This is a genomic window from Kineosporiaceae bacterium, assembly GCA_016713225.1.
In the GTDB taxonomy this organism is placed as follows: domain Bacteria; phylum Actinomycetota; class Actinomycetes; order Actinomycetales; family Kineosporiaceae; genus JADJPO01.
Window position 1 is genome coordinate 481,796 of record JADJPO010000011.1, and the last position, 18,733, is coordinate 500,528.

24 protein-coding genes and 2 pseudogenes are annotated in these 18,733 nt (G+C 70.0%); 18 read left to right on the plus strand and 8 right to left on the minus strand.

The features are described 5' to 3' along the window. Positions 1-3: 3 nt before the first annotated feature. From IPK24_24920 to IPK24_24960, 9 genes are all read left to right on the plus strand, one after another. Positions 4-714, plus strand: coding sequence for a VIT family protein (locus IPK24_24920; protein MBK8078696.1), 711 nt, complete (start codon positions 4-6; stop codon positions 712-714). 329 nt (positions 715-1,043) lie between these two features. Further along, on the plus strand, positions 1,044-1,424 hold the full coding sequence (locus IPK24_24925; GenBank protein ID MBK8078697.1) for a hypothetical protein: 381 nt from the start codon (positions 1,044-1,046) through the stop codon (positions 1,422-1,424). Further along, the gene (locus IPK24_24930; protein MBK8078698.1) at positions 1,418-2,077 is read left to right on the plus strand and encodes a hypothetical protein; all 660 of its coding nucleotides are present in this window, start codon (positions 1,418-1,420) and stop codon (positions 2,075-2,077) included. Before IPK24_24925 ends, IPK24_24930 begins: the two co-directional genes overlap by 7 nt. A gap of 19 nt (positions 2,078-2,096) precedes the next feature. Next, complete coding sequence (locus tag IPK24_24935) at positions 2,097-2,435, plus strand: pyrophosphatase (GenBank protein MBK8078699.1); 339 nt, start codon at positions 2,097-2,099, stop codon at positions 2,433-2,435. A gap of 111 nt (positions 2,436-2,546) precedes the next feature. Then, positions 2,547-2,915: a roadblock/LC7 domain-containing protein gene (locus IPK24_24940; GenBank protein MBK8078700.1), complete on the plus strand. Its 369-nt coding sequence runs from the start codon at positions 2,547-2,549 to the stop codon at positions 2,913-2,915. Between the two features lie 23 nt (positions 2,916-2,938). Next, positions 2,939-3,451, plus strand: a complete 513-nt coding sequence (locus IPK24_24945) for a PAS domain-containing protein (GenBank protein ID MBK8078701.1) — start codon at positions 2,939-2,941, stop codon at positions 3,449-3,451. Then, the gene (locus IPK24_24950) at positions 3,448-4,200 is read left to right on the plus strand and encodes a PhnD/SsuA/transferrin family substrate-binding protein (protein ID MBK8078702.1); all 753 of its coding nucleotides are present in this window, start codon (positions 3,448-3,450) and stop codon (positions 4,198-4,200) included. The genes IPK24_24945 and IPK24_24950 overlap by 4 nt, the downstream gene beginning before the upstream one ends. A gap of 134 nt (positions 4,201-4,334) precedes the next feature. Next, positions 4,335-5,111, plus strand: coding sequence for a hypothetical protein (locus IPK24_24955; protein MBK8078703.1), 777 nt, complete (start codon positions 4,335-4,337; stop codon positions 5,109-5,111). Positions 5,112-5,368: 257 nt separating this feature from the next. Then, entirely contained in the window at positions 5,369-5,863 is a 495-nt protein-coding gene (locus IPK24_24960; GenBank protein ID MBK8078704.1) for a phosphoribosyltransferase, read from the plus strand. 625 nt (positions 5,864-6,488) lie between these two features. Here the strand turns inward: IPK24_24960 and IPK24_24965 are convergent. Beyond that, positions 6,489-7,220: pseudogene (locus IPK24_24965) on the minus strand (nucleotidyltransferase domain-containing protein). A gap of 39 nt (positions 7,221-7,259) precedes the next feature. Between IPK24_24965 and IPK24_24970 the strand changes: the two are divergent. Continuing rightward, positions 7,260-7,553: an antibiotic biosynthesis monooxygenase gene (locus IPK24_24970; protein MBK8078705.1), complete on the plus strand. Its 294-nt coding sequence runs from the start codon at positions 7,260-7,262 to the stop codon at positions 7,551-7,553. Between the two features lie 22 nt (positions 7,554-7,575). On the opposite strand, the gene IPK24_24975 is transcribed toward IPK24_24970, so the two are convergent. Then, entirely contained in the window at positions 7,576-8,070 is a 495-nt protein-coding gene (locus IPK24_24975; GenBank protein ID MBK8078706.1) for a DUF305 domain-containing protein, read from the minus strand. A 282-nt stretch (positions 8,071-8,352) separates the two neighbouring features. Between IPK24_24975 and IPK24_24980 the strand changes: the two genes are divergently transcribed. After that, the gene (locus IPK24_24980; GenBank protein MBK8078707.1) at positions 8,353-9,249 is read left to right on the plus strand and encodes a hypothetical protein; all 897 of its coding nucleotides are present in this window, start codon (positions 8,353-8,355) and stop codon (positions 9,247-9,249) included. 98 nt (positions 9,250-9,347) lie between these two features. Here the strand turns inward: IPK24_24980 and IPK24_24985 are convergent, their stop codons facing one another. Beyond that, complete coding sequence (locus IPK24_24985; protein ID MBK8078708.1) at positions 9,348-9,557, minus strand: DUF4287 domain-containing protein; 210 nt, start codon at positions 9,555-9,557, stop codon at positions 9,348-9,350. A gap of 172 nt (positions 9,558-9,729) precedes the next feature. On the opposite strand from IPK24_24985, the gene IPK24_24990 reads away from it, so the two are divergent. After that, positions 9,730-10,005, plus strand: coding sequence for a hypothetical protein (locus IPK24_24990; protein ID MBK8078709.1), 276 nt, complete (start codon positions 9,730-9,732; stop codon positions 10,003-10,005). A gap of 44 nt (positions 10,006-10,049) precedes the next feature. Here IPK24_24990 and IPK24_24995 read toward each other — a convergent pair whose 3' ends face one another. From IPK24_24995 to IPK24_25010, 4 genes are read right to left on the minus strand one after another with little or no spacing between them, the layout of a single operon-like run. Next, on the minus strand, positions 10,050-10,478 hold the full coding sequence (locus IPK24_24995; GenBank protein ID MBK8078710.1) for a VOC family protein: 429 nt from the start codon (positions 10,476-10,478) through the stop codon (positions 10,050-10,052). Between the two features lie 21 nt (positions 10,479-10,499). Further along, entirely contained in the window at positions 10,500-10,790 is a 291-nt protein-coding gene (locus IPK24_25000) for a DUF1971 domain-containing protein (GenBank protein ID MBK8078711.1), read from the minus strand. A gap of 31 nt (positions 10,791-10,821) precedes the next feature. Further along, on the minus strand, positions 10,822-11,085 hold the full coding sequence (locus IPK24_25005; GenBank protein ID MBK8078712.1) for a type II toxin-antitoxin system RelE/ParE family toxin: 264 nt from the start codon (positions 11,083-11,085) through the stop codon (positions 10,822-10,824). Next, positions 11,082-11,363, minus strand: coding sequence for a type II toxin-antitoxin system Phd/YefM family antitoxin (locus IPK24_25010; GenBank protein ID MBK8078713.1), 282 nt, complete (start codon positions 11,361-11,363; stop codon positions 11,082-11,084). The genes IPK24_25005 and IPK24_25010 overlap by 4 nt, the downstream gene beginning before the upstream one ends. Between IPK24_25010 and IPK24_25015 the strand changes: the two are divergent. Then, positions 11,362-11,915: pseudogene (locus tag IPK24_25015) on the plus strand (GNAT family N-acetyltransferase). The gene IPK24_25010 and the pseudogene IPK24_25015 overlap by 2 nt on opposite strands. On the opposite strand, the gene ychF reads toward IPK24_25015, so the two are convergent. After that, entirely contained in the window at positions 11,905-12,978 is a 1,074-nt protein-coding gene (ychF, locus tag IPK24_25020; protein ID MBK8078714.1) for a redox-regulated ATPase YchF, read from the minus strand. The pseudogene IPK24_25015 and the gene ychF sit on opposite strands and share 11 nt — an antisense overlap. Before the next feature lie 107 nt (positions 12,979-13,085). Here ychF and IPK24_25025 point away from each other — a divergent pair, with 107 nt between their 5' ends. From IPK24_25025 to IPK24_25045, 5 genes are all read left to right on the plus strand, one after another. Further along, positions 13,086-14,282 carry a hypothetical protein gene (locus tag IPK24_25025; GenBank protein MBK8078715.1) on the plus strand — a complete coding sequence of 399 codons (1,197 nt, stop codon included), beginning with the start codon at positions 13,086-13,088 and terminating at the stop codon, positions 14,280-14,282. Between the two features lie 30 nt (positions 14,283-14,312). After that, positions 14,313-15,548 carry an MFS transporter gene (locus IPK24_25030; GenBank protein ID MBK8078716.1) on the plus strand — a complete coding sequence of 412 codons (1,236 nt, stop codon included), beginning with the start codon at positions 14,313-14,315 and terminating at the stop codon, positions 15,546-15,548. Between the two features lie 156 nt (positions 15,549-15,704). Next, complete coding sequence (locus IPK24_25035) at positions 15,705-16,823, plus strand: DNA recombination protein RmuC (GenBank protein ID MBK8078717.1); 1,119 nt, start codon at positions 15,705-15,707, stop codon at positions 16,821-16,823. A 47-nt stretch (positions 16,824-16,870) separates the two neighbouring features. Next, on the plus strand, positions 16,871-18,235 hold the full coding sequence (gene argA, locus IPK24_25040) for an amino-acid N-acetyltransferase (protein ID MBK8078718.1): 1,365 nt from the start codon (positions 16,871-16,873) through the stop codon (positions 18,233-18,235). 237 nt (positions 18,236-18,472) lie between these two features. Next, positions 18,473-18,679 (plus strand): hypothetical protein, encoded by a 207-nt coding sequence (locus IPK24_25045; protein ID MBK8078719.1) that lies wholly within the window; start codon positions 18,473-18,475, stop codon positions 18,677-18,679. The last annotated feature ends 54 nt before the right edge of the window (positions 18,680-18,733 follow it).

Sequence of the window (18,733 nt, forward strand, 5' to 3'; positions counted from 1 at the left end):
ACCCTGGACGAGGGTGCCCACGACGACGAGGCGCACTCGGGCGCCGTTGCCGGGCAACTGAACTGGTTGCGCGCAGGGGTCCTGGGCGCCAACGACGGCATCGTGTCGGTGGCCGGCCTGGTGGTCGGTGTGGCGGGCGCGACCACCGACCGGACGGCGATCCTGACCGCCGGCGTCGCCGGACTGGTGGCCGGAGCGTTGTCGATGGCCGGCGGCGAGTACGTCTCGGTGAGCACCCAGCGCGACACCGAGCGCGCCCTGCTCGACCTGGAACGCTGGGAGCTGGCCAATCTGCCCGAGCACGAGCTCGAGGAACTCACCGCGATCTATCAGGGCAAGGGGCTCGACCCCGAGCTCGCCTCCCGAGTGGCCGAGCAGCTCACCGCCCACGATGCCCTCGGCGCCCACGCCGAGGCCGAACTGAAGCTCGACCCGCACGAGCTGACCAGCCCCTGGCAGGCGGCCTGGGCCTCGTTCGTGGCGTTCTCGGTCGGCGCGCTGTTGCCGTTGCTGGCAATCCTGCTGCCGCCGCAGTCCTGGCGGGTGGGGGTCTGCTTCGTCGCCGTCATCGTGGCGCTGGCCGTGACCGGTGGGGTGAGCGCCTCGATCGGCAAGGCCCCGATCCGCCCGGCGCTGGTGCGCAACATCGCGGTGGGTGCGCTCGGTATGGCCGTCACCTTCGGCGTCGGGGCCTTGGTCGGCACCCAGATCTGAGCACGACTGCTGGACTGGTCGACATGAGTCCCGATCGCGCCCACGAGGGCGAACCATCACCGAACGCGCTGACCCTGGCGAGCTATCAGGCTCACGTCGACGACTACGTCCGGGGGGGCCCCCCCGCCGCCGCGGCGCCGGCGGCGGGGGGGGCCGCGGGGGGGGCCGGGGGGCCGGCGGCCGCGGGCCGGCGGGGGGCGGGGGGGGGGGGGGGGGGGGGGGCGGCCCGGCCGGCGGACCGCGGGCGCGGCCGGGGGGCGCCGGGGGGGCGGGGGGGGGGGGGGGGGGGGGGGGGGGGGGGGGGGGGGGGGGATGCCACTCCAGCCTTCGTGGACCTGTTGCGCGCCAACGGACATCACGATGCCTACCACCTCGACATGGTGACCGATCCGTTGCCCGAGGGCTACGACGTCATCATGTCGGTGGCCGCGATGCTGCACCTGACCCGGCCACAGTTCGAGGACCTGGTCGCCCGGGTTCGGACTGCACTGCCCGACGCCGGGCGATTCGCGTTCTCGGTCAAGGAAGGCGACGGTGAGGCCTGGACCACGGTCAAGCTCGGTGCACCGCGCTACTTCTGCTACTGGCAGGCTCACGACCTCCGAGACCTCGTGCAGCGCCATGGCTTCACGGCCCGGATCACCCATTCTCGAGGGCCGACCGGAGAGCCGTTCGTCCGCGTGATCGCCACCCCGGACGTGTCGTGCTGATCACCTCACGCGGCCTGGCCGAGTACCGGGCGATGTTCTCCCTCACCGAGGCCGACCTGGCCGGGCGAGTGCTCGATTGTTGCGCGGGCGCGGCGTCCCTGGTGGCCGAGGCGAACGCACGCGGCGGACAGGCCGTGGCCGCCGATCCGGTGTTCGCGCTCGGCCTCGACCGGGTGGCGGACGCCGTCCGGGCGAGCTCGTCCGGTGGGCAGCAACTCGTCGACGACCACGAGGACCAGTTCGTCTGGCACTGGTACGGCGACCGCGGCAGGCGCGACCGGATGCGTACCGAGGCCGCCGAGGTCTTCCTGGACGACGCGCGCCGTCACCCGGGGCGCTACCTCGCCGCGGAACTGCCCCGGCTGCCGTTCGCCACCGGCAGTGTCGACCTGGCGCTCTGCTCGCACCTGCTGTTCACCTGGGCCCGACGGTTCGATCGGGCCTGGCACCGGGCGGCGCTGGTCGAGTTGGCCCGGGTGGCCACCCAGGTTCGGGTGTTCCCGCTGGTCCGGGCCGGGGACGGTTCGCCCACCCCGTTCCTGGACGATCTGTTGGACGATCTGCGGGGCGCGGGGCTGACCCCGCGGGTGCAGCAGGTCGAGTACGAGTTCCAGCGCGGCGGCAACCAGATGCTGATCGTCGATCACACCTGACCGGGCCAGGATGGGCACCATGCAACTCGCCGAGCTCACCGCCACGGTCGAACGGGTCTCCGAGGGATACGCCGATCGCTTCGGCATCGACCGCACACCGGATTGGTTCCTGATGAAACTCCAGGAGGAACTGGGCGAACTCACCCAAGTGCACCTGCAGCGGCAGGGTCAGGCACGCACGAAAGGCCTGAGTGCGCACGAACTGGACGAGGCCTTCGGTGGCGAGGTGGCCGACGTCCTCGGGCAGCTGCTGCTGTTGGCCCACCATCACGGCATCGACCTCGAGCGCGAGATGCGCCGTAAGTGGTTCCGCTGGTTGCCGACCCCCGCGCGAGACGGCCCGCAGCCGGTCGAGTGATTACCGGCATCTGGGCCACGCCATCCCCGCGGGCTGATTACGCTCGATCATCAGAACGCCCCATTCGGGGATCACCCGACCGCCCGATGGGCAGCCCTGAGGAGACCATCCATGTCCACCCGGAACGAACGGATCCAGACGATCCTGCGCGACCTCGTGGGCAGCACGCCCGACATCGAGGGCGCCGCCCTGGTCACCACCGATGGCCTCCCGCTGGCCGCAGCACTCCCCCAGGGCACCGACGAGGACCGGGTGTCGGCGATGGCCGCTGCGGCTCTGTCGATGGGGTCGCGCATGGCCGCCGAGCTCAAGCGCGGCACGCTGGAACAGGTGTACGTCAAGGGAAACGCCGGCTACGTCGTGATGATGCAGGCCGGTGAGGAGACCGTGCTCGAGACCATCTCCTCCAGCGATGCCCGACTCGGCCTGCTGCTGTACGAGATGAAGGTGGCGGCCAAGGAACTCGCCAACCTCGTCTGAGGCGAGGCCTGACCGTGAACGCCATGCGTGACATGCAGCCCGAGGACGTCCCGGGGCAGGGCACCCCTCACGTCGTGCGGTACTTCGACGGATCCGCCCGGGTCGTGATCACCACCGAGCACGAAACCCTTTTCCCCACAGGCGAACTCATCGTCTCGCAGACCGATCTCGACGGGATCATCACGATGTGCAACGAGGCTTTCGTACGCATGTCGGGCTACAGCCGCGAACAGCTTCTGGGTGCGCCGCACTCGATCCTGCGCCACCCCGACATGCCTCGGGCGGCGTTCGCCGACCTCTGGACGACCATCTCGGACGGCAAGCGCTGGAGCGGCTACGTGAAGAACCTGCGGCGAGACGGCGGCTTCTACTGGGTGTACGCCACCGTGATCCCGAAGATTCGTGGCGGCGAGATCGTGGGCCACACATCGGTGCGGCGTCAGCCCTCGCGAACCAAGGTCGCCGCGGCCGAACAGCTCTACGTCACGATGCGCCGAGACGAAGCCGCCCCCGCGGCGGCGGAGGTCACGTCGTGACCTTCGGATTCGCCATCAGCCCCGACGTTCACGTTCGTGACATCACCGACTGGTTCGTGCTGAACACCCGGCTGCAGCGGCTCACCGGTCAGCCCATCCGGGCGACCGTCTACGACGACTTCGGCGACCTGCACCGGGCCTATGACGACGGCCGGGTCGACTTGGTCTACGCCAACGCCGCCGACACCGCTCTGTTGGTGCGCGACCACGGTTTCCTGCCCGTCGCGGCACCACAGGAGGTCTCGGACGAGGCCGTCGTCGTGGTGGCGCAGGACGGACCCCTGCGTTCCCTGGATGATCTCGGCGCACATCTCACGGTCGCCGCCACCGATGCCCCGGACGTCGAGCGGATCTGCCGCATCCTGCTGGAGCCCGCCGACCTCACCTCGGCCGACATCGACCTGGTGATGCAGCGCAACTACGTACTGGTGGCCAAGGCCGTGATGTGGGGGGAGGCCGAGGCCGGCTTCTTCCTGCGGGCCGCCTACGACCAGCTCTCCCAGGTCATCCGCGCCCGGCTGCATCCACTGATCTCCAGCCGGATCTACGTGGTGAGCCACTGCCTGCTGGCAGCCCCGACGATCGCCCCGCAGGTCGAGACGGTGCTGGCCGGCTTGCGGGCGCTCGCTGCCGACCCGGCGAACGCCGCTCTGCTGGCGGCCCTGGGCGCCCCTGCCGGGTGGAAGCGGATGACCCGGGAGGACACCGAGTTCATGATCGATCTGATGGACGCCCTGGCCCAGCAATAGGCCTCGAGCACGACGCCGTGCGCCGGTCTGGGTTAGGTTCGATCTGCGACGTCCCCGGTAGCTGACCAACCACCACGCGCGATCCCGGGGCGTGAGGGAGAGCCATGAAGTCGCCGTCCGGGCGAAGCGCCCACCTGGGTCGGCTGGTCGCGACCTCGGGACGCGAGGGGGGCGCTGCGATCGCCACCGCGGTCGGGGCGCTGGCCACCGGCGGGCAGCGTGCCCGCCACCTGCTGCGCACCCGCTACCCCACCGTGGCGGTCACCGGCATGACCGGCGTCGGCAAGACCGCGCTGGCCGACCGGATCAGCCGCAAGGCGGCCGAGAACGGCCAAGCGGACGTCGGCTCGGCCGTCCTCGAGAAGCGCACCCGCACCACCGGGTCGTTGCGCGGGTTCCGGTTCCGGGTGGTGCCCGGCGAGAACGCCGCGACGCGCCTGGGCGCGCTCGACCAGGTCTTCCACGACGAGGCGGTGGACGGCGTCCTGCACGTCGTCGCCAACGGCTACGCCACCGGACGGCGCGCAGCCGGCATCAGCGGCTCGGCACCGGTCGATCGCGAACTGCAGCTGGCACGAGAGCTGGACGACTGGACCATCACCGCCCACCGCATCGCCTCGATGGCAGTGCGCCGCGACAAGCCGACCTGGTTGGTGATCGCGGTGACCAAGGTCGACCTGTACCCGGACGAGATCGAGTCGGTGGTGCGCTCCTACTCCCCCGGCGCCGGCACGCCGTTCGCGGTCAAGCTCGACGAACTGCGTGCCTTGGCGGGGGCGGCCAAGCTGTCGGTCGACGTCCTGCCGGTGTGCGCCGAAGGCGGCAAGAACTCAGCCGTCTCGGCCAAGCAGCGCGATGCCTACGTCGCCGCCCTGGAGTTGCGCATGGCCCAACTCTGCGGGCATCGCTGACGCCACCCGCCTCGTGCGGTCACTTCCGGCCTCGTGCGGTCACTTCTGAGCCCGTGCGGTCAGTTCTGGCCCCGTGCGGTCAGTTCTGACCTATCTGCGGTCACTTCCGGTGAATGACATCGATGTCATCGGTCGGAAGTGACCGCACTGATCCGGCATTCGCGCGGACACCGGCCTCGACCTGACCGACGAACATCACGTCCCCGAGGTCAGGCGAGGGTTTCCCGCCGGGGGGTCGCAGCGGGGAGGATGGTCTGGTGACGAGCGCGCGCGAGATCCTGACCTACGAGACCTTCGGCACCGCCTGCCGCGAACTGGCCCAGGCTGTGGCGGACGACGGCTACGAGCCCGACCTGATCCTGTCCATCGCCCGCGGCGGGCTGGGGCTCGGCATGGGGCTGGGCTACGCCTTGTCGGTGAAGAACCTGTCTGTGATCAACGTCGAGTTCTACACCGGTGTCGACGAGCGCCTGGACGTGCCGATCATGCTGCCGCCGACCCCGGCCGCGGTGGACCTGTCCGGTTTGAAGGTGCTCATCGCGGACGACGTCGCCGACACCGGGCGCACCCTCGAACTGGTGCACGAGTTCTGCCGCGAGCACGTGGCCGACTCGCGGATCGCCGTGATCTACGAGAAGCCCGCCTCGTCGGTCAAACCCGACTACTCCTGGAAGCGCACCGATGCCTGGATCGAGTTCCCCTGGTCGACGCTGCCCCCCGTGGTGACGCGAGACGGGGCCGTCGCGCACTGAGCAGTCAGCGAAACCGGTCACTGAACCGGGTGACCGAGCCGGGCTACTGAACCGGGTGAGCCTCACCGGGCATGGGCGTCAGCGACCCGATCTCGTCGGCGATGTCGCCGGTGACCGGACAGCGCCAGACCGCGCGATCTTCCTCGCCGCTGGCGGTCAGCGGATGAGTGCGGGGGTGCTGCGGGCAGATCGGCCAGCAGGCACGCCGTCCGATGCCCGGCAGCGACTCGACGACCACCTCCTGCAACTGGTCGGCCACCGTCACCACGGCCTCGGCCCACGAGGCGAAGGGACGCCGCCAGATGCCGGCGCCCGTCCCGTCGGATGCCCAGAACCAGGCGGCCATGTCGTCCTCGGGATCGGCCACCTCGACCCGAATCAGCCCCGGGTGACATCTCTCGAGATCGTCCAGCACAGGGTGCAGCGCGTCGACGATCGTTGCCGGCTCGCTCATCACCTCAGCCTGGCCGGTCGGTCGCCAGGTGTCACCCGGTTTCGCCCTGGGTGCGGCGGGCCTCGCGCAGGGCCACCGGGGGGGGCGGGGGGGGGCGCCCCCCGCGCCCCCCCCGGGGGGGGGGGGGGGGGGCCCCCGGGCGGGCGCCCCCCCCCCCCCCCCGGGGGGGGGAACCGTGCGGCGGGCATCGCGCCAGGCGATCCGTGCCGTCTGCCACCGCGGCGAGACCACGTCCTGCCCGCCGCGGCGGGACCGCAGCTGGGCGATCAGCCAGTCGGGTGCCGCCGCCTGCTCGATGGCCGCCGACTTGGTGAGCAGCTCGCCCGTCGCCAAGGTGTGCCGGGCGCGCGCCATCGCTGTCAGCCCCAAGTCGGCGATGACGGGATCCAGCCACATCCAGGGACGCCGCGCGGCCCACGCCCAGTAGCCGGCGAGCTCGGCCCGGACTGCACCGCGCACGTCGTCCTGCGACATCGCCGGCAGCACGTGCTGCGGCGGCCGGCCGAACATCGAGTATCCGAACCAGACGAGCTCGGCTCGGGTGAGCCGCGAGAGTGGACGGTGGATCAGCTCGCCGTGCGTCCAGGTGGGGTGGGGCGCGTCGCTCTCGGCGAGCCGGGCCGCAGCCACGTAGGCACAGCCGAGGTTCACCCCGGGGCCGGCCGCGACCTCGAACTCCCGGTGCAGGTTCGTCAGTGCCCGCAGTCGATCGCCGTCCATCACACCGTCGACCAACGCCACCAGGTCGAGGTCGCTGACGCCCGCCCGGTAGTCGCCGGTGGCCGCCGACCCGGCCACGAACAGCTCGCTCACCCACCCCAGCTCGCGCAGCCGGGAGGCCCACTCGGGCAGCGCCGGGATGGGGTGGCGCGATCGCGCGCTCCCCGGCGTGGGCTCGGACATGGCGGAACGCTAACAACCGCACCGCACTAGGGTCACCGCATGATCCTCGAGCAAGCCATTCTGCCCATCCGGCCCGGTCGGGAGGCGGATTTCGAGGCGGCGATACGCCAGGCCCGCCCGCTGGTCGCCGATATGCCCGGGTTCATGGACATCCGTGTCCTGCGTGGCATCGAGTCACCGTCGCACTACCTGCTGCTGGTCGAGTGGGACAGCGTCGAGGCCCACGAGGTGGGCTTTCGGCAGTCGCCGAATTACCAGCAGTGGCGAGAGCTGTTGCACCACTTCTACGACCCGTTCCCGACCGTCGAGCATTACGCCCCGATCGAGTTCTGACGCTGGGCGGCCTCCGCCGTACTCATCCGAACATGCCCTGCATCTGGGTGATCTCCTTCTGCTGCCCGGCGATGATCGCCTGCGCCAGACGCTCGACCTCGGCGTCTTCGGTGGAGGAGAGGACGTCACGAGCCATCGTCACGGCGCCCTGATGGTGCTCGATCATCATCTCGAGCCAGGCGCGATGGAACTGAGCGCCCTGGGCCGCCTTCAGTGAGGCCATGGCTTCGTCGGACATCATGCCGCTGGTTCCGTGGTCCATGGGGGCCGAGGTCGGGGCTCCCCACTCCCCCAACCACTCGTTCATCATGGTGATCTCCGGGCCCTGTGCTGCCTTGATCTGCTGCGCCAATCCCTCGAGGCTCGCGGAGGCGGAGGCATTCATCAGCGCGAGATCGGCCATCTCGACGGCCTGCTGGTGGTGGGGGATCATCATCTGCGCGAACATCACGTCGCCGGCGCGAGCCGCAGAGTCCGTCGGGGAACCACCCGGCATCGAGCTCGACTGGCCGGACATCCCGCCGTGAGGCGTCGCGGCGTCCGTGGTCGTGCCGCAGGCACCCACGACGAGGACGGCGGCCAGGGCGACCGCGGCCAGGGCGAGGGGTCGTTCGGTGCTGGACACAGACTGTCACTCCTTGGTGGGCAGGGTGGATCGGCGCGTACGGATCCCACCGTCGACGCACCCTCCGATGGATTCGTCGGGGTTTCGCCGAAGATTCGATGAAGATGCACACGCCGGGTCGAGATCGCTCCGACGGCGGTGGGACGGACGACCGCCAACTGGCACCATGGCCTGGTGAGCTCTGCCGAGGATCAACCCCCGGAACCCGGGCATTCCCCCTATCCGGCCTCGCCCCACGAGCCGCCCAACACCTGGAGTGAACCTCCGGCCGCGCCGCCTGCCACGCCCGGGGCGGGTCGCAAGCGCGCCGGACGCATCGCCACCGCCGGCGTCGCCGGTGCCGCCCTGGCGAGCAAGGCGGGCCTGTTCGCCAAGATCTTCGCTGTCGGCAAAGGGCTGGCCCTGCTGGCCAAGCTCAAGACGGTGCTGTCGTTGTTCGTCTCGGTCGGGGTCTACGCGATCTTCTGGGGCTGGCGATTCGCACTCGGCTTCGTGTTGCTGATGTTCGTGCACGAACTCGGCCACGTGGTGGCGTTCAAGGCCCAGGGCAAGCAGGTCACCGGTCTGATGTTCATCCCGCTGCTCGGGGCGTACACCGAGGCCAAGGGCGAACACGGATCGGTGGCGGAGCAGGCCTGGTCGGCCCTCGCCGGACCCATCGCCGGGGCAGCGTCGGCCTACCTGGTGCTCTACGCGGCCGACTTCACCGACTCACTGTTGCTGCGCGCGCTGGCCTATACCGCGTTCCTGCTCAACGTGTTCAACCTGATTCCCATGCTGCCGTTGGACGGCGGGCACGTCGCCGGAGCGCTGCACCCCGCCCTGTGGTGGGTCGGGGTGGGTCTGGCCGTCGCGCTGTTGCTGTGGCGTCCCTCGCCGATCCTGTTCCTGGTGCTGATCCTGGGTGGCGTGGAACTCTGGCGACGGCGCAAGGCGCGCCGCGCCGGCGTCCCCGACGAGTACCTCCAGGTGCCGATCGCCGCCCGCCAGGCGATCGCCGCCACGTACGCCGTCACGGCGATCGCATGCTTCTACGGCATGCACATCGCCTACGTGGCCACCCCCGCCTGATCCTGCCTCGCACATCCAGGCAGCCACGATTGTGTGTGGTCGACTCGTGCCATGTCGTCAGTTCGACCGCACAGAATCGGCGTCCGGCTTCTCTCGGATCAGAGCCCGTTCTCGCTGCGGTAGACGGCGACCAGCGCGTTCGCGTGGCCGTGCCCGAGGCCGTGTTGCTCCTTCAGGAACGTCACCTGCTCCAGGTGCTTGGCCCCCCGGACGGCGTCCAGCTGGCTCATCCAGTGCGTGATCGGTTGGCCGTACTTCTTCTCGATCGACGGGAAGTACGAGCGCGGTCCCTTGACCTGCTCTGCCATGTCCAGTCCTCCACGAGAGGGTGTGCCGCGCCAGGTCAGGGTAGACCCATCGTGATCAGGTCGAGTGGTCGAAGAAGCACCGTTCTGCACGCCGAAACGGTGCTTTCTCGCCCGACGCACCGGTTTGGCTAGAGTTCCCGAGCACAATGATCACGTACGGAGGGCGACGGACATGTTCGCAGTGGTGATCTTGGGCGCATTGTCGGTCGCGGCCATGTTCGCAGCCATCCGGGCACTCCCGGCGGCCCGCGCGGGATCGCGGGATCGCGGGCTGAATCAGGCCTGGTCCCTGGCCGGAGTGGGGATCATGTGGCAGGTCCTTGCCGAGTTCCAGCCCGAGGTCGTCACCGTGGCCCGAGCGGGCAGCGCACTGATGCTGGTCGGCGCTGCCGCGATGACGATCATCACGTGGCGGGGGGAACGCCGGGCCGGGCGCGAGGAGAGCTGAGGCCCGGTCGAGGTCTGGCCCCTGGTTCTCGACGCGCGTCGTCGTCAGGCGACGAACAGACAGAACGTGTGCCCCGCCGGGTCGGCGTAGACGCGCAGTGGCTCCTGCGGATCGTCCGAGCGATCGAGCACCAACCGCGCACCGAACCCGAGTGCCCGCTCGTGCTGGACATCGAGATCCTCCCGGCTGGGCACGGTCAGATCCAGGTGGAGCTGTTGCGGCACGTCGGGCGCGGGCCAGGTCGTCCGCTCGAGCCGATCCACCTGTTGAAAGGCGAGACTCCGCTGCCCGGTCCGCGTGAGCAGGACCAGCCAGTCCGGGGCGGGGTCGCCGGGCCCGAACGCCGCGGGCTCGTCCCCCGCGCGATAGACCAGCCCGAGCAGTTCGCGGTAGAACTCCGCCAGCTGCCGGGGGTCCGTGCAGTCGAGCACGGTTTGCAGCAGCTGGGGGTACGTCTCGGCGCCCTCGTCCACGCCAGGACGCTACCCGGCTGGTCAGCGTTGGGCGCGATGGAATTCCACCGCCAGGCGGACCGGACCGGTCAGCTCGAGGTGATGCCGACGTTGCGGCGGGATGGCGACGGTCGCGCCGGCCACCAGGTCGTGCGCCTCGCCGTCATCCTCGAACACGAACCGGACGGCGCCCGCATGGACGACGAGCCGCCCCCACACGCCGGCCGCAACCTGATGTGCCGCCAGCAGCCCCGCCGGGACCGTGTGCTCGTCGAAGGTCGGTGTGACCCGGACGAACTCCACGTCGTCGGGCAGGTCGCCGATGCTCGCCATGGTCGAAGGCTACGCATGGTGAGTCAGTGGGTCATATGTAGGCATCCGCACGATGGGAGATCTTGATGACCTCGACGATGACCTCCTCGTCGAGGATGCGGTAGATGACCCGATACATCCCGCGTCGCGCGCTGAAGTAGCCCTCGAGGTCGAACCGCAATGCCTTTCCCACCCGATGTGGATTGGCCAAGAGGTCGCCACTCACGAACTCCCACACCGCGGCGGCAACCGCCTCGGGCAGGTCCCGTTCCAGGCTCCGCCGTGCGGAGGGACTCAGCCGCAGCGCATAGGTCACGCCGCTCCCCGGCCGGAGCGCTTGGCCATGATCGACGCCATCTCCTCGCCCGTCGTCCACTCGGCGTCGGGCCGTTCGCTGGCCCGAATGGCCGCCATGGCCTCGGGATCCGAGAGGACCTCCAGAGTCTCGACGAGCGCCTCGAGGTCCTCCACGGACATGAGCACCGCCGCCGGGCGCCCATTCTTGGTGATCACGATGCGCTCCCAGGTCCCGGCAACCGTGGCGACAAGTTCGCTCAGTCGAGCCTTGGCATCAGCCAAGGAAGTTGTTTCCATGACCAGAATTCTAGGCAGGATTAGGTTCCCTTGTCGACCGAGCATCACCAGCGAACGGCTGCCGGCTGGACGATACAGCGACCCGGCGATTCAACGGTGGCACTGTCGGTCGCTGGACGTCGACGAGGCAGCAGCGACCATTCGCCGATGGCGCGAGGCGTGGGAAACCGAGACCGGCGCATCCTGGGCAGTGACCGATCGCGAACGTCGAGTCCTCGGCCGCGTCGGCTTCCGCGAACTGCACCTCGCGGACGGCGTCGCGGAGGTCGCCTATTGGGTGCTCGCGAGTGCCCGGGCCGAGGCGTGGCGAGCGCGGCGGTGACCACACTCAGCACCTGGGCGTTCGACCAGATCGGCCTGCAGCGAATCGAGCTGAGGCACTCGGTCGAGAACACCCTGTCCTGCCGAGTAGCCACCGCCGCCGGCTTCACGGCCGAGGGCACACTGCGAGGGGCCGCTCTCCACACCGACGGTTGGCACGACATGCACCTGCACGCCCGCCTGCGCACGGACCAGGACGACGGGCCTCGAGCCGAGCGGGCTACACGTTGAACCGGAACTCGACCACGTCGCCGTCCACCATCACATAGTCCTTGCCCTCGATGCGCACCTTGCCGCGCGACTTCGCCTCGGCCATCGACCCGGCGTCCACCAGGTCGGCGAAGCCGACCACCTCGGCCTTGATGAACCCGCGCTGGAAGTCGGTGTGGATGACCCCGGCGGCCTGGGGCGCCGTCCAGCCCTGGTGGATCGTCCAGGCGCGCGATTCCTTCGGGCCGGCGGTGAGGTAGGTCTGCAGGCCGAGAGTGTGAAACCCGATGCGCGCCAACTGGTCCAGACCCGAGACGTCCTGCCCGACGCTGGCCAGCAACTCGGCCGCCTCGTCGGGTTCGAGCTCGACCAGCTCCGACTCCAGCTTGGCGTCCAGGAAGATCGCGTCGGACGGCGCGACCAGCGCGCGCATCGTGTCCTGCAGCGCGGTATCGCTCAGGCCGGACTCGTCGACGTTGAACACGTACAGGAACGGCTTGGCCGTCATCAGCGACAGCTCGCGGATCGGCCCGAGATCGAGATCCGTTGCGTACAAGGGCGTTCCGGCGTTCAGCTTCTCCACCGCAGCGAGGGCCGCATCCAGCACAGCACGGTCGGTCTTCTTGCCCTTGACCTCCTTCTCGATCCGCGGGATCGCCTTCTCGAGCGTCTGCAGGTCGGCCAGGATCAGCTCGGTGTGCACCACCTCGATGTCGTCGGCGGGGTCGACCCGACCCGCGACGTGCACCACGTCGTCGTCCGCGAACGCCCGCACCACCTGGCAGATCGCGTCGGCCTCGCGGATGTTGGCCAGGAACTTGTTGCCCAGCCCTTCGCCCTCGCTGGCGCCCTTGACGATGCCCGCGATGTCGACGAACGACACCGTTGCCGGCACCAGGCGCTCACTGCCGAAGATCCCGGCCAGGACGCCGAGGCGTTCGTCGGGCAGCGCGACCACGCCGACATTGGGCTCGATGGTCGCGAACGGATAGTTCGCCGCGAGGACGTCCGCCTTGGTCAGCGCGTTGAACAGGGTGGACTTGCCGACGTTGGGCAGTCCGACGATGCCGATGGTGAGGGCCACGAGGACGAGAGTCTACCGGCGTCAACCTGCGACCCGAGCTGGACGTGTTCCGTTAGCGTGGGCGCCACCGGTCTCCGCTGACCGGAACGAGGGGGGGACTTCGTCGCATGAACCGCATCAGCAGCCCCGGCCACGCTCCCGGACGGCGCCTGTCGCGCCTGATCGAAGTCGTCACGCTGGTCGTGGCGGCAGCCTTCACAGCTACCGCCGCCACCGTCGTGACCGCCGCACCGGCGCACGCCGCCACACAGGTGGGCAACGACATCTCCTGGCCGCAGTGCACGATCGAGCAGGGCGGCTACGGCAACCCGATGCCGGCCACGACCACCGGCTTCGTCGTCCTCGGGTTGACCCACGGCAGCGCCTTCACCGTGAACCCGTGCCTGGTCGAGCAGGCCCGCTGGGTGCGGGACAACTACCGGCCGTTCCACGCCTACGCCTTCGCCAGCTATCCCACGCGAGCCCAGATCGCCCGCTACGGCACGACCGGCCCGTTCCCGTCGAGCACCTACCTCGGCAAGATCCGCAATGTCGGCTACGCCGAGGCGGCCCACGCGGTGAACACGCTGCACCGGATCGGCCTGAACCCCCCGCGAGTGTGGATCGACGTCGAGCACAAGGGTCAGCCCTGGGTGGCGCTGCCCGGTAACCCCACGGCCGCGATCTACAACCGCGCCGTCCTCGAGGGCATGCTCGCGGCGTTCGCCAAGACCAAGATCCCGACCGGCTTCTACAGCAACCCCGACGGCTGGGCGACGATCACGGACAACTGGCAGCGCCCGGACCTACCGTTCTGGGCCACCGTCGGCACCCGTGGCCAGGCCGTGGCCGAACAGGGATGTGCCGCCACCGGACGCAACGGCGGCCCGGTCCACCTGGTGCAGTGGTGGGTCAACACGCCCCAGCCCGTCGACTGGAACGTCTCCTGCCCCGGCTACGTTCTCGCCGCGCCCAAGGTCACCCTCAGCTGGCCGACGATCTCGAGCACCCGCAGCAAGGTCGGTCACACCAGCGTGGTGCTCACCGCCGGACCCTCGCGCCGTCAGACCTGGCAGCTCACGGTCACCGACGCCTGCACCGGCAAGCGCATCACCCAGGTCGGCGGCGTCACCTCGGACAAGATCGTCACGACCTGGCGCGGACGGCGAGCCGACGGCACCCGGGTGCCACCCGGCCTGTACCGGCTGACCCTGAAGACCGGAACCCGGACGCCGCCCACGGGACCGGCTTACGCCCCGTTGCACCAGGTACTGCCCACCTCGGGCACGGCCAAGACCTGCATGGCGGCGCGCGCGCTCGGGTGAGGTATCCGTTGGTCATCGGATGATCCGTCCATCATCAGGGCGGTCCATGACGCAGACTCAGGGGTTGTGACCCTTCGTCGTCTGCCCCTGCTCGTCGCCGGACAGGTGCTCGGTGGCATCGGTGTCGCCAGCGGCATCGCCGTCGGTGGCCTGCTCGCCGAGAAGCTGTCGGGATCGGCCTCGTTGGCCGGGCTGGCGCAAACCGCGTCGGTGCTGGGCGGCGCGCTGCTCGCCGTCCCGCTGGCTCATCTGGCCGAACGGCGCGGTCGATCGGCGTCACTGACCCTGGGGTACCTGATCGCCCTGACCGGCGGGGTCGGGGTGATCGCGGCCGCGGTGCTGGGCCTGTTCCCCCTGCTGCTGCTCGCCATGGCGATGTTCGGCGCCGGCACCGCGGTCGGACTGCAGGCACGCTACGCCGCGATCGACGGCGTCGATGTGCTGCACCGTGGTCGGACGCTGTCACTCGTCGTCTGGGCGACCACCATCGGGTCGGTGCTGGCCCCGAACTTCTCCGGCGTCGGGGGCCGGGTGGGGACCGCGGTCGGCATCCCGGCGCTCGCCGGGCCGTTCCTGTTCTCGCTCATCGCGTTCGGCCTGGCCGGCATGCTCACCGCCGTCCTGCCCGGCGGACGGATCCCGTTGAGCCACAAGAACTCGACCGTGACGATGTCCGATGCCTGGCGCGCGGTGCGGACGCGCCCGGCAGCGATCGCCGGGCTGACCGCGATGGCCGGGGCCCACGCCGCGATGGTGGGCGTGATGGTGATGACCCCGGTGCACCTCGGCCACGGCGGCGCCACGCTGCAGATCATCGGCGTGGTGATCAGTGTGCACATCGCCGGCATGTACGCCCTGAGCCCGGTCATGGGTGTGTTGACCGACCGCTGGGGTTCGCAGCGCACCATCCTGCTCGGCGTGGGCATCCTGCTGGCGTCACTGTTCAGTGCTGCGGCCTCGGGCGAACACCAGCACGTCCAGGTGGGGTTGGCGCTGAGCCTGCTGGGGCTGGGCTGGTCGGCTTGCATGGTGGCCGGGTCGTCGCTGCTGTCGGGCAGCGTGCCGGACGACGTGCGCACCCGGGTGCAGGGCGTCGGTGACCTGGTGATGGGCATGACCGCCGCCGCGGCCGGTGCGCTCGCCGGCCCGGTACTGGACGCCGCGGGCTACAGCGTGTTGTCGCTGGGCGCCATCGGCTTGCTGGTACCGATCGTGCTGCTGGTGCTGCGGTCCCTGCTGACCCTCACCCCCACCCCCTCTCGGTGATCATGCAATCCGTGCACAAATCCTCGGTGATCATGCAATCCGTGCACGCTGTCGTTCGGCGGCGCCGGCGCGACCACGCCGCCGTGCACTGGGCACGTTCGTCGCCGGCCAAGACGCAGCCCGGGTGTTGTCGGTGGTCGGTGGCACGCTGCGCCCATGACCGCAACGACCATGCTCGCGCTGCTCGCCGGCCTGCTCGGTGGCGCCGTCCTGACCTGGCTGCTCGCCGTGCCGCTGCACCGCGAGCGTCTGGCCCGCGCACTCGGCGAGAGCGAACTACTGCGCGAACGCATCACCGACCTCGAGGGCGCCGCCTCCCAGGACCGTGAACTGGCCGCCACCCTGGCGCCTCTGGCCGGCAGCCTCGGCCGGGTCGAACAGCAGGTGCAGGCGTTGGAGCGTGACCGCATCGCCCAGATGTCGACGCTGAGCGAACAACTCGCCCTGGTGCGCACCCAGACCACGGCCCTGGCCGGGGCGCTGCGCTCGCCGACCTCGCGGGGAGTGTGGGGTGAGGTGCAGCTGCGCCGGGTCGTCGAGCACGCCGGCATGCTGGCGCGGGTCGACTTCACACCGCAGGCGCACGTTATGTCCCCGAACGGCGGCAGCGTGCGGCCCGACCTGGTGGTGCACCTGCCGGGCGGCAAGAACGTGGTGGTGGACGCCAAGGCGCCACTGGCCGCGTTCCTGGAGGCCAGCGAGGCCCCACTCGATCATCCGGACGGCGCCGCGCGCCGCGCGCAGGCCGCGACCGCCCACGCGAGGGCCTTGCGAGCCCATGTCGAGGCGCTGGCAGCCAAGGAGTACTGGCGTGCCTTCGACCCTTGCCCTGAACTGGTGATTTGTTTCGTCCCCGGTGAGGCGTTCCTGGCCGAGGCGTGCTCGGCCGACCCCGCCCTGCTGGAGCACGCCATGGCTCGCCGGGTCGTCCTGGCCACACCGACCACCCTGCTGGCCCTGTTGCGCACCGTGGCCCTGACCTGGCAGACCGAGGCGCTCAGCGGCTCGGCCCGCGAGGTGTTCACCGTGGGCCGTGAGCTCTACGCCCGCCTGGGCACCCTGGCCGGTCACACCACCCGGCTCGGCCGCTCCCTCGAACGGGCCGTTGAGGACTACAACGGTCTGGTCGGCACCCTCGAGCGGCGCGTGCTGGTCAGCGCTCGGCGGCTCAACGACCTCGAGCTCACCGACGACGTGCTGCCCAGTCCGACCCCGCTGCTGGTGACGCGGCGCCCGTTGACAGCCCCGGAGCTGCTCGACGACGCCGCTGGTTAGACTCGCGCGTCGTGGAACAGCCCGTCGCAGTGCCGCCTGACGTCCCGATGCACGAGACGCCTGTCGCCCCCGTGGCGAAGCAGAGCGGCGAGGAGTTCGTGGCAGCGCTGCGCGGGGCCGCCCCCTATGTGCACGCCCATCACGGACGCACCTTCGTCATCGCCTTCCCCGGTGAGACCTGTGCCCGGGCGAACTTCGACGAGCTGCTGAGTGACATTGCCCTGCTGTCGAGCCTGGGCGTCAAGCTCGTCCTGGTGCACGGCGCTCGGCCTCAGATCGACAGCGAGTTGGCGATCCGCAGCCTGACACCGACCTATGCCGGCGACCTGCGGATCACCGATGACGCCGCGATGACCGCGGTCAAGGCCGCCGTCGGGGCACTCCGAATGGACATCGAGGCCGCGCTGTCGAGCAGCCTGGCCAACACACCCATGGGTGGTGCCCGGATCAAGGTCGTCGGCGGCACCTGGGTGACCGCCCGCCCGGTCGGCGTGCGCGACGGCGTCGACCATCTGCTCACCGGTCAGGTGCGGCGGGTCGACATCGAGGCCATTCGTGAGGTGTTGGCCGCCGAACGGATCGCCCTGCTCTCCCCCGTGGGGTACAGCCCGACCGGCGAGGCGTTCAACCTGCGCAATGCCGACGTGGCCGAGGCGGTGGCGATCGGGCTGGGTGCCGACAAATTGGTGTTCGTGCTCGAGTCCGATCCGTCCACCTGGGCCATCGCCTCCTCGGCCGGCGACGCCGGGCACCTGCTGCTCGGTGAGGCCGAGCGTTCCCTGGCCGGCCGGCCGGTGATGGACCAGCTCTCCGCCGAGGACCGCAATTGCGTGCGGGCCGGGCTGGCCGCCGGACGCTCGGGCGTCAAGCGCGTCCACCTGGTCGGTGCCGGCACGGACGGCGCATTGTTGCGCGAGCTCTACACCCGGGACGGCGCCGGGCTGATGCTCTACGCCGACACCGACTACGAGGCCACCCGGCAGGCCACCATCGAGGACGTCGCCGGCATCCAAGCCCTGATCAAACCGCTGGAGTCGGCGGGCATCCTGGTGCCGCGATCGCGCGAACAACTCGAACTCGACATCGACACCTTCTCGGTGCTGGTGCGCGACGGCACCGTGATCGCCTGCCACGCCCTGATCGAGTACCCGGACGACGATGCCGCCGAATTCGCCTGTGTCGCAGTGCATCCGCAGTACCGCGGTGGGCATCGCGCCCGCAGCCTGCTGTTGCGAGCCGAGGTGACCGCCCGGCGGCGAGGAATCTCGCGGTTGTTCGTGCTGACCACCCGGACGACGCACTGGTTCGTCGAGCACGGGTTCGTCGCGGGTGGGCCGGAGGATCTGCCGGGGACTCGGCAGGCGGCCTATGACGCGCGGCGGAATTCGCATGTGTTGGTGAAGGCGTTGTAACGCTTGGTTTGTTCGTGGTTCCGGGTGGGGGTGGGTGGGGTTGTCGCGCGCGGCGATCCATCCGCGCTCGCAGGCTCGCGCTCCCGCCAGGCCCAGCCAGCCCGCGACACCCCACCCACCCCCACCCTCTACGCCACCCCACCATGTGCTTGGGTTGGCGTGAAAACCATTGTGGGGTAGACGAATTCGACGTCTTACCCAATGGCGTTCGAACGGGTGTTCCAGTAGAAGCGGTGCATGTTCAGGCCCGACCTGTTGCACGACGCGGACGCTGAGGTGGCTCGGCTCAGCGCCGAGGTCGACGCGTTACGCGGCGAGGTCGAGGCACTGCGCGCGGAGAACTCGGTGCAGCGTGAGCAGCTGGCCGGGCACTCCCCCAGCCAACCTCGACGCGCCCTCGAGCCCCGCTCATGCTCCCCAGGTGAGGGGTTCATGCTCCGCTGAGAACGCCCTGAGAGGGCCTCGGGGGAGCATGAGCAGTCACCCGCGGAGCATGAG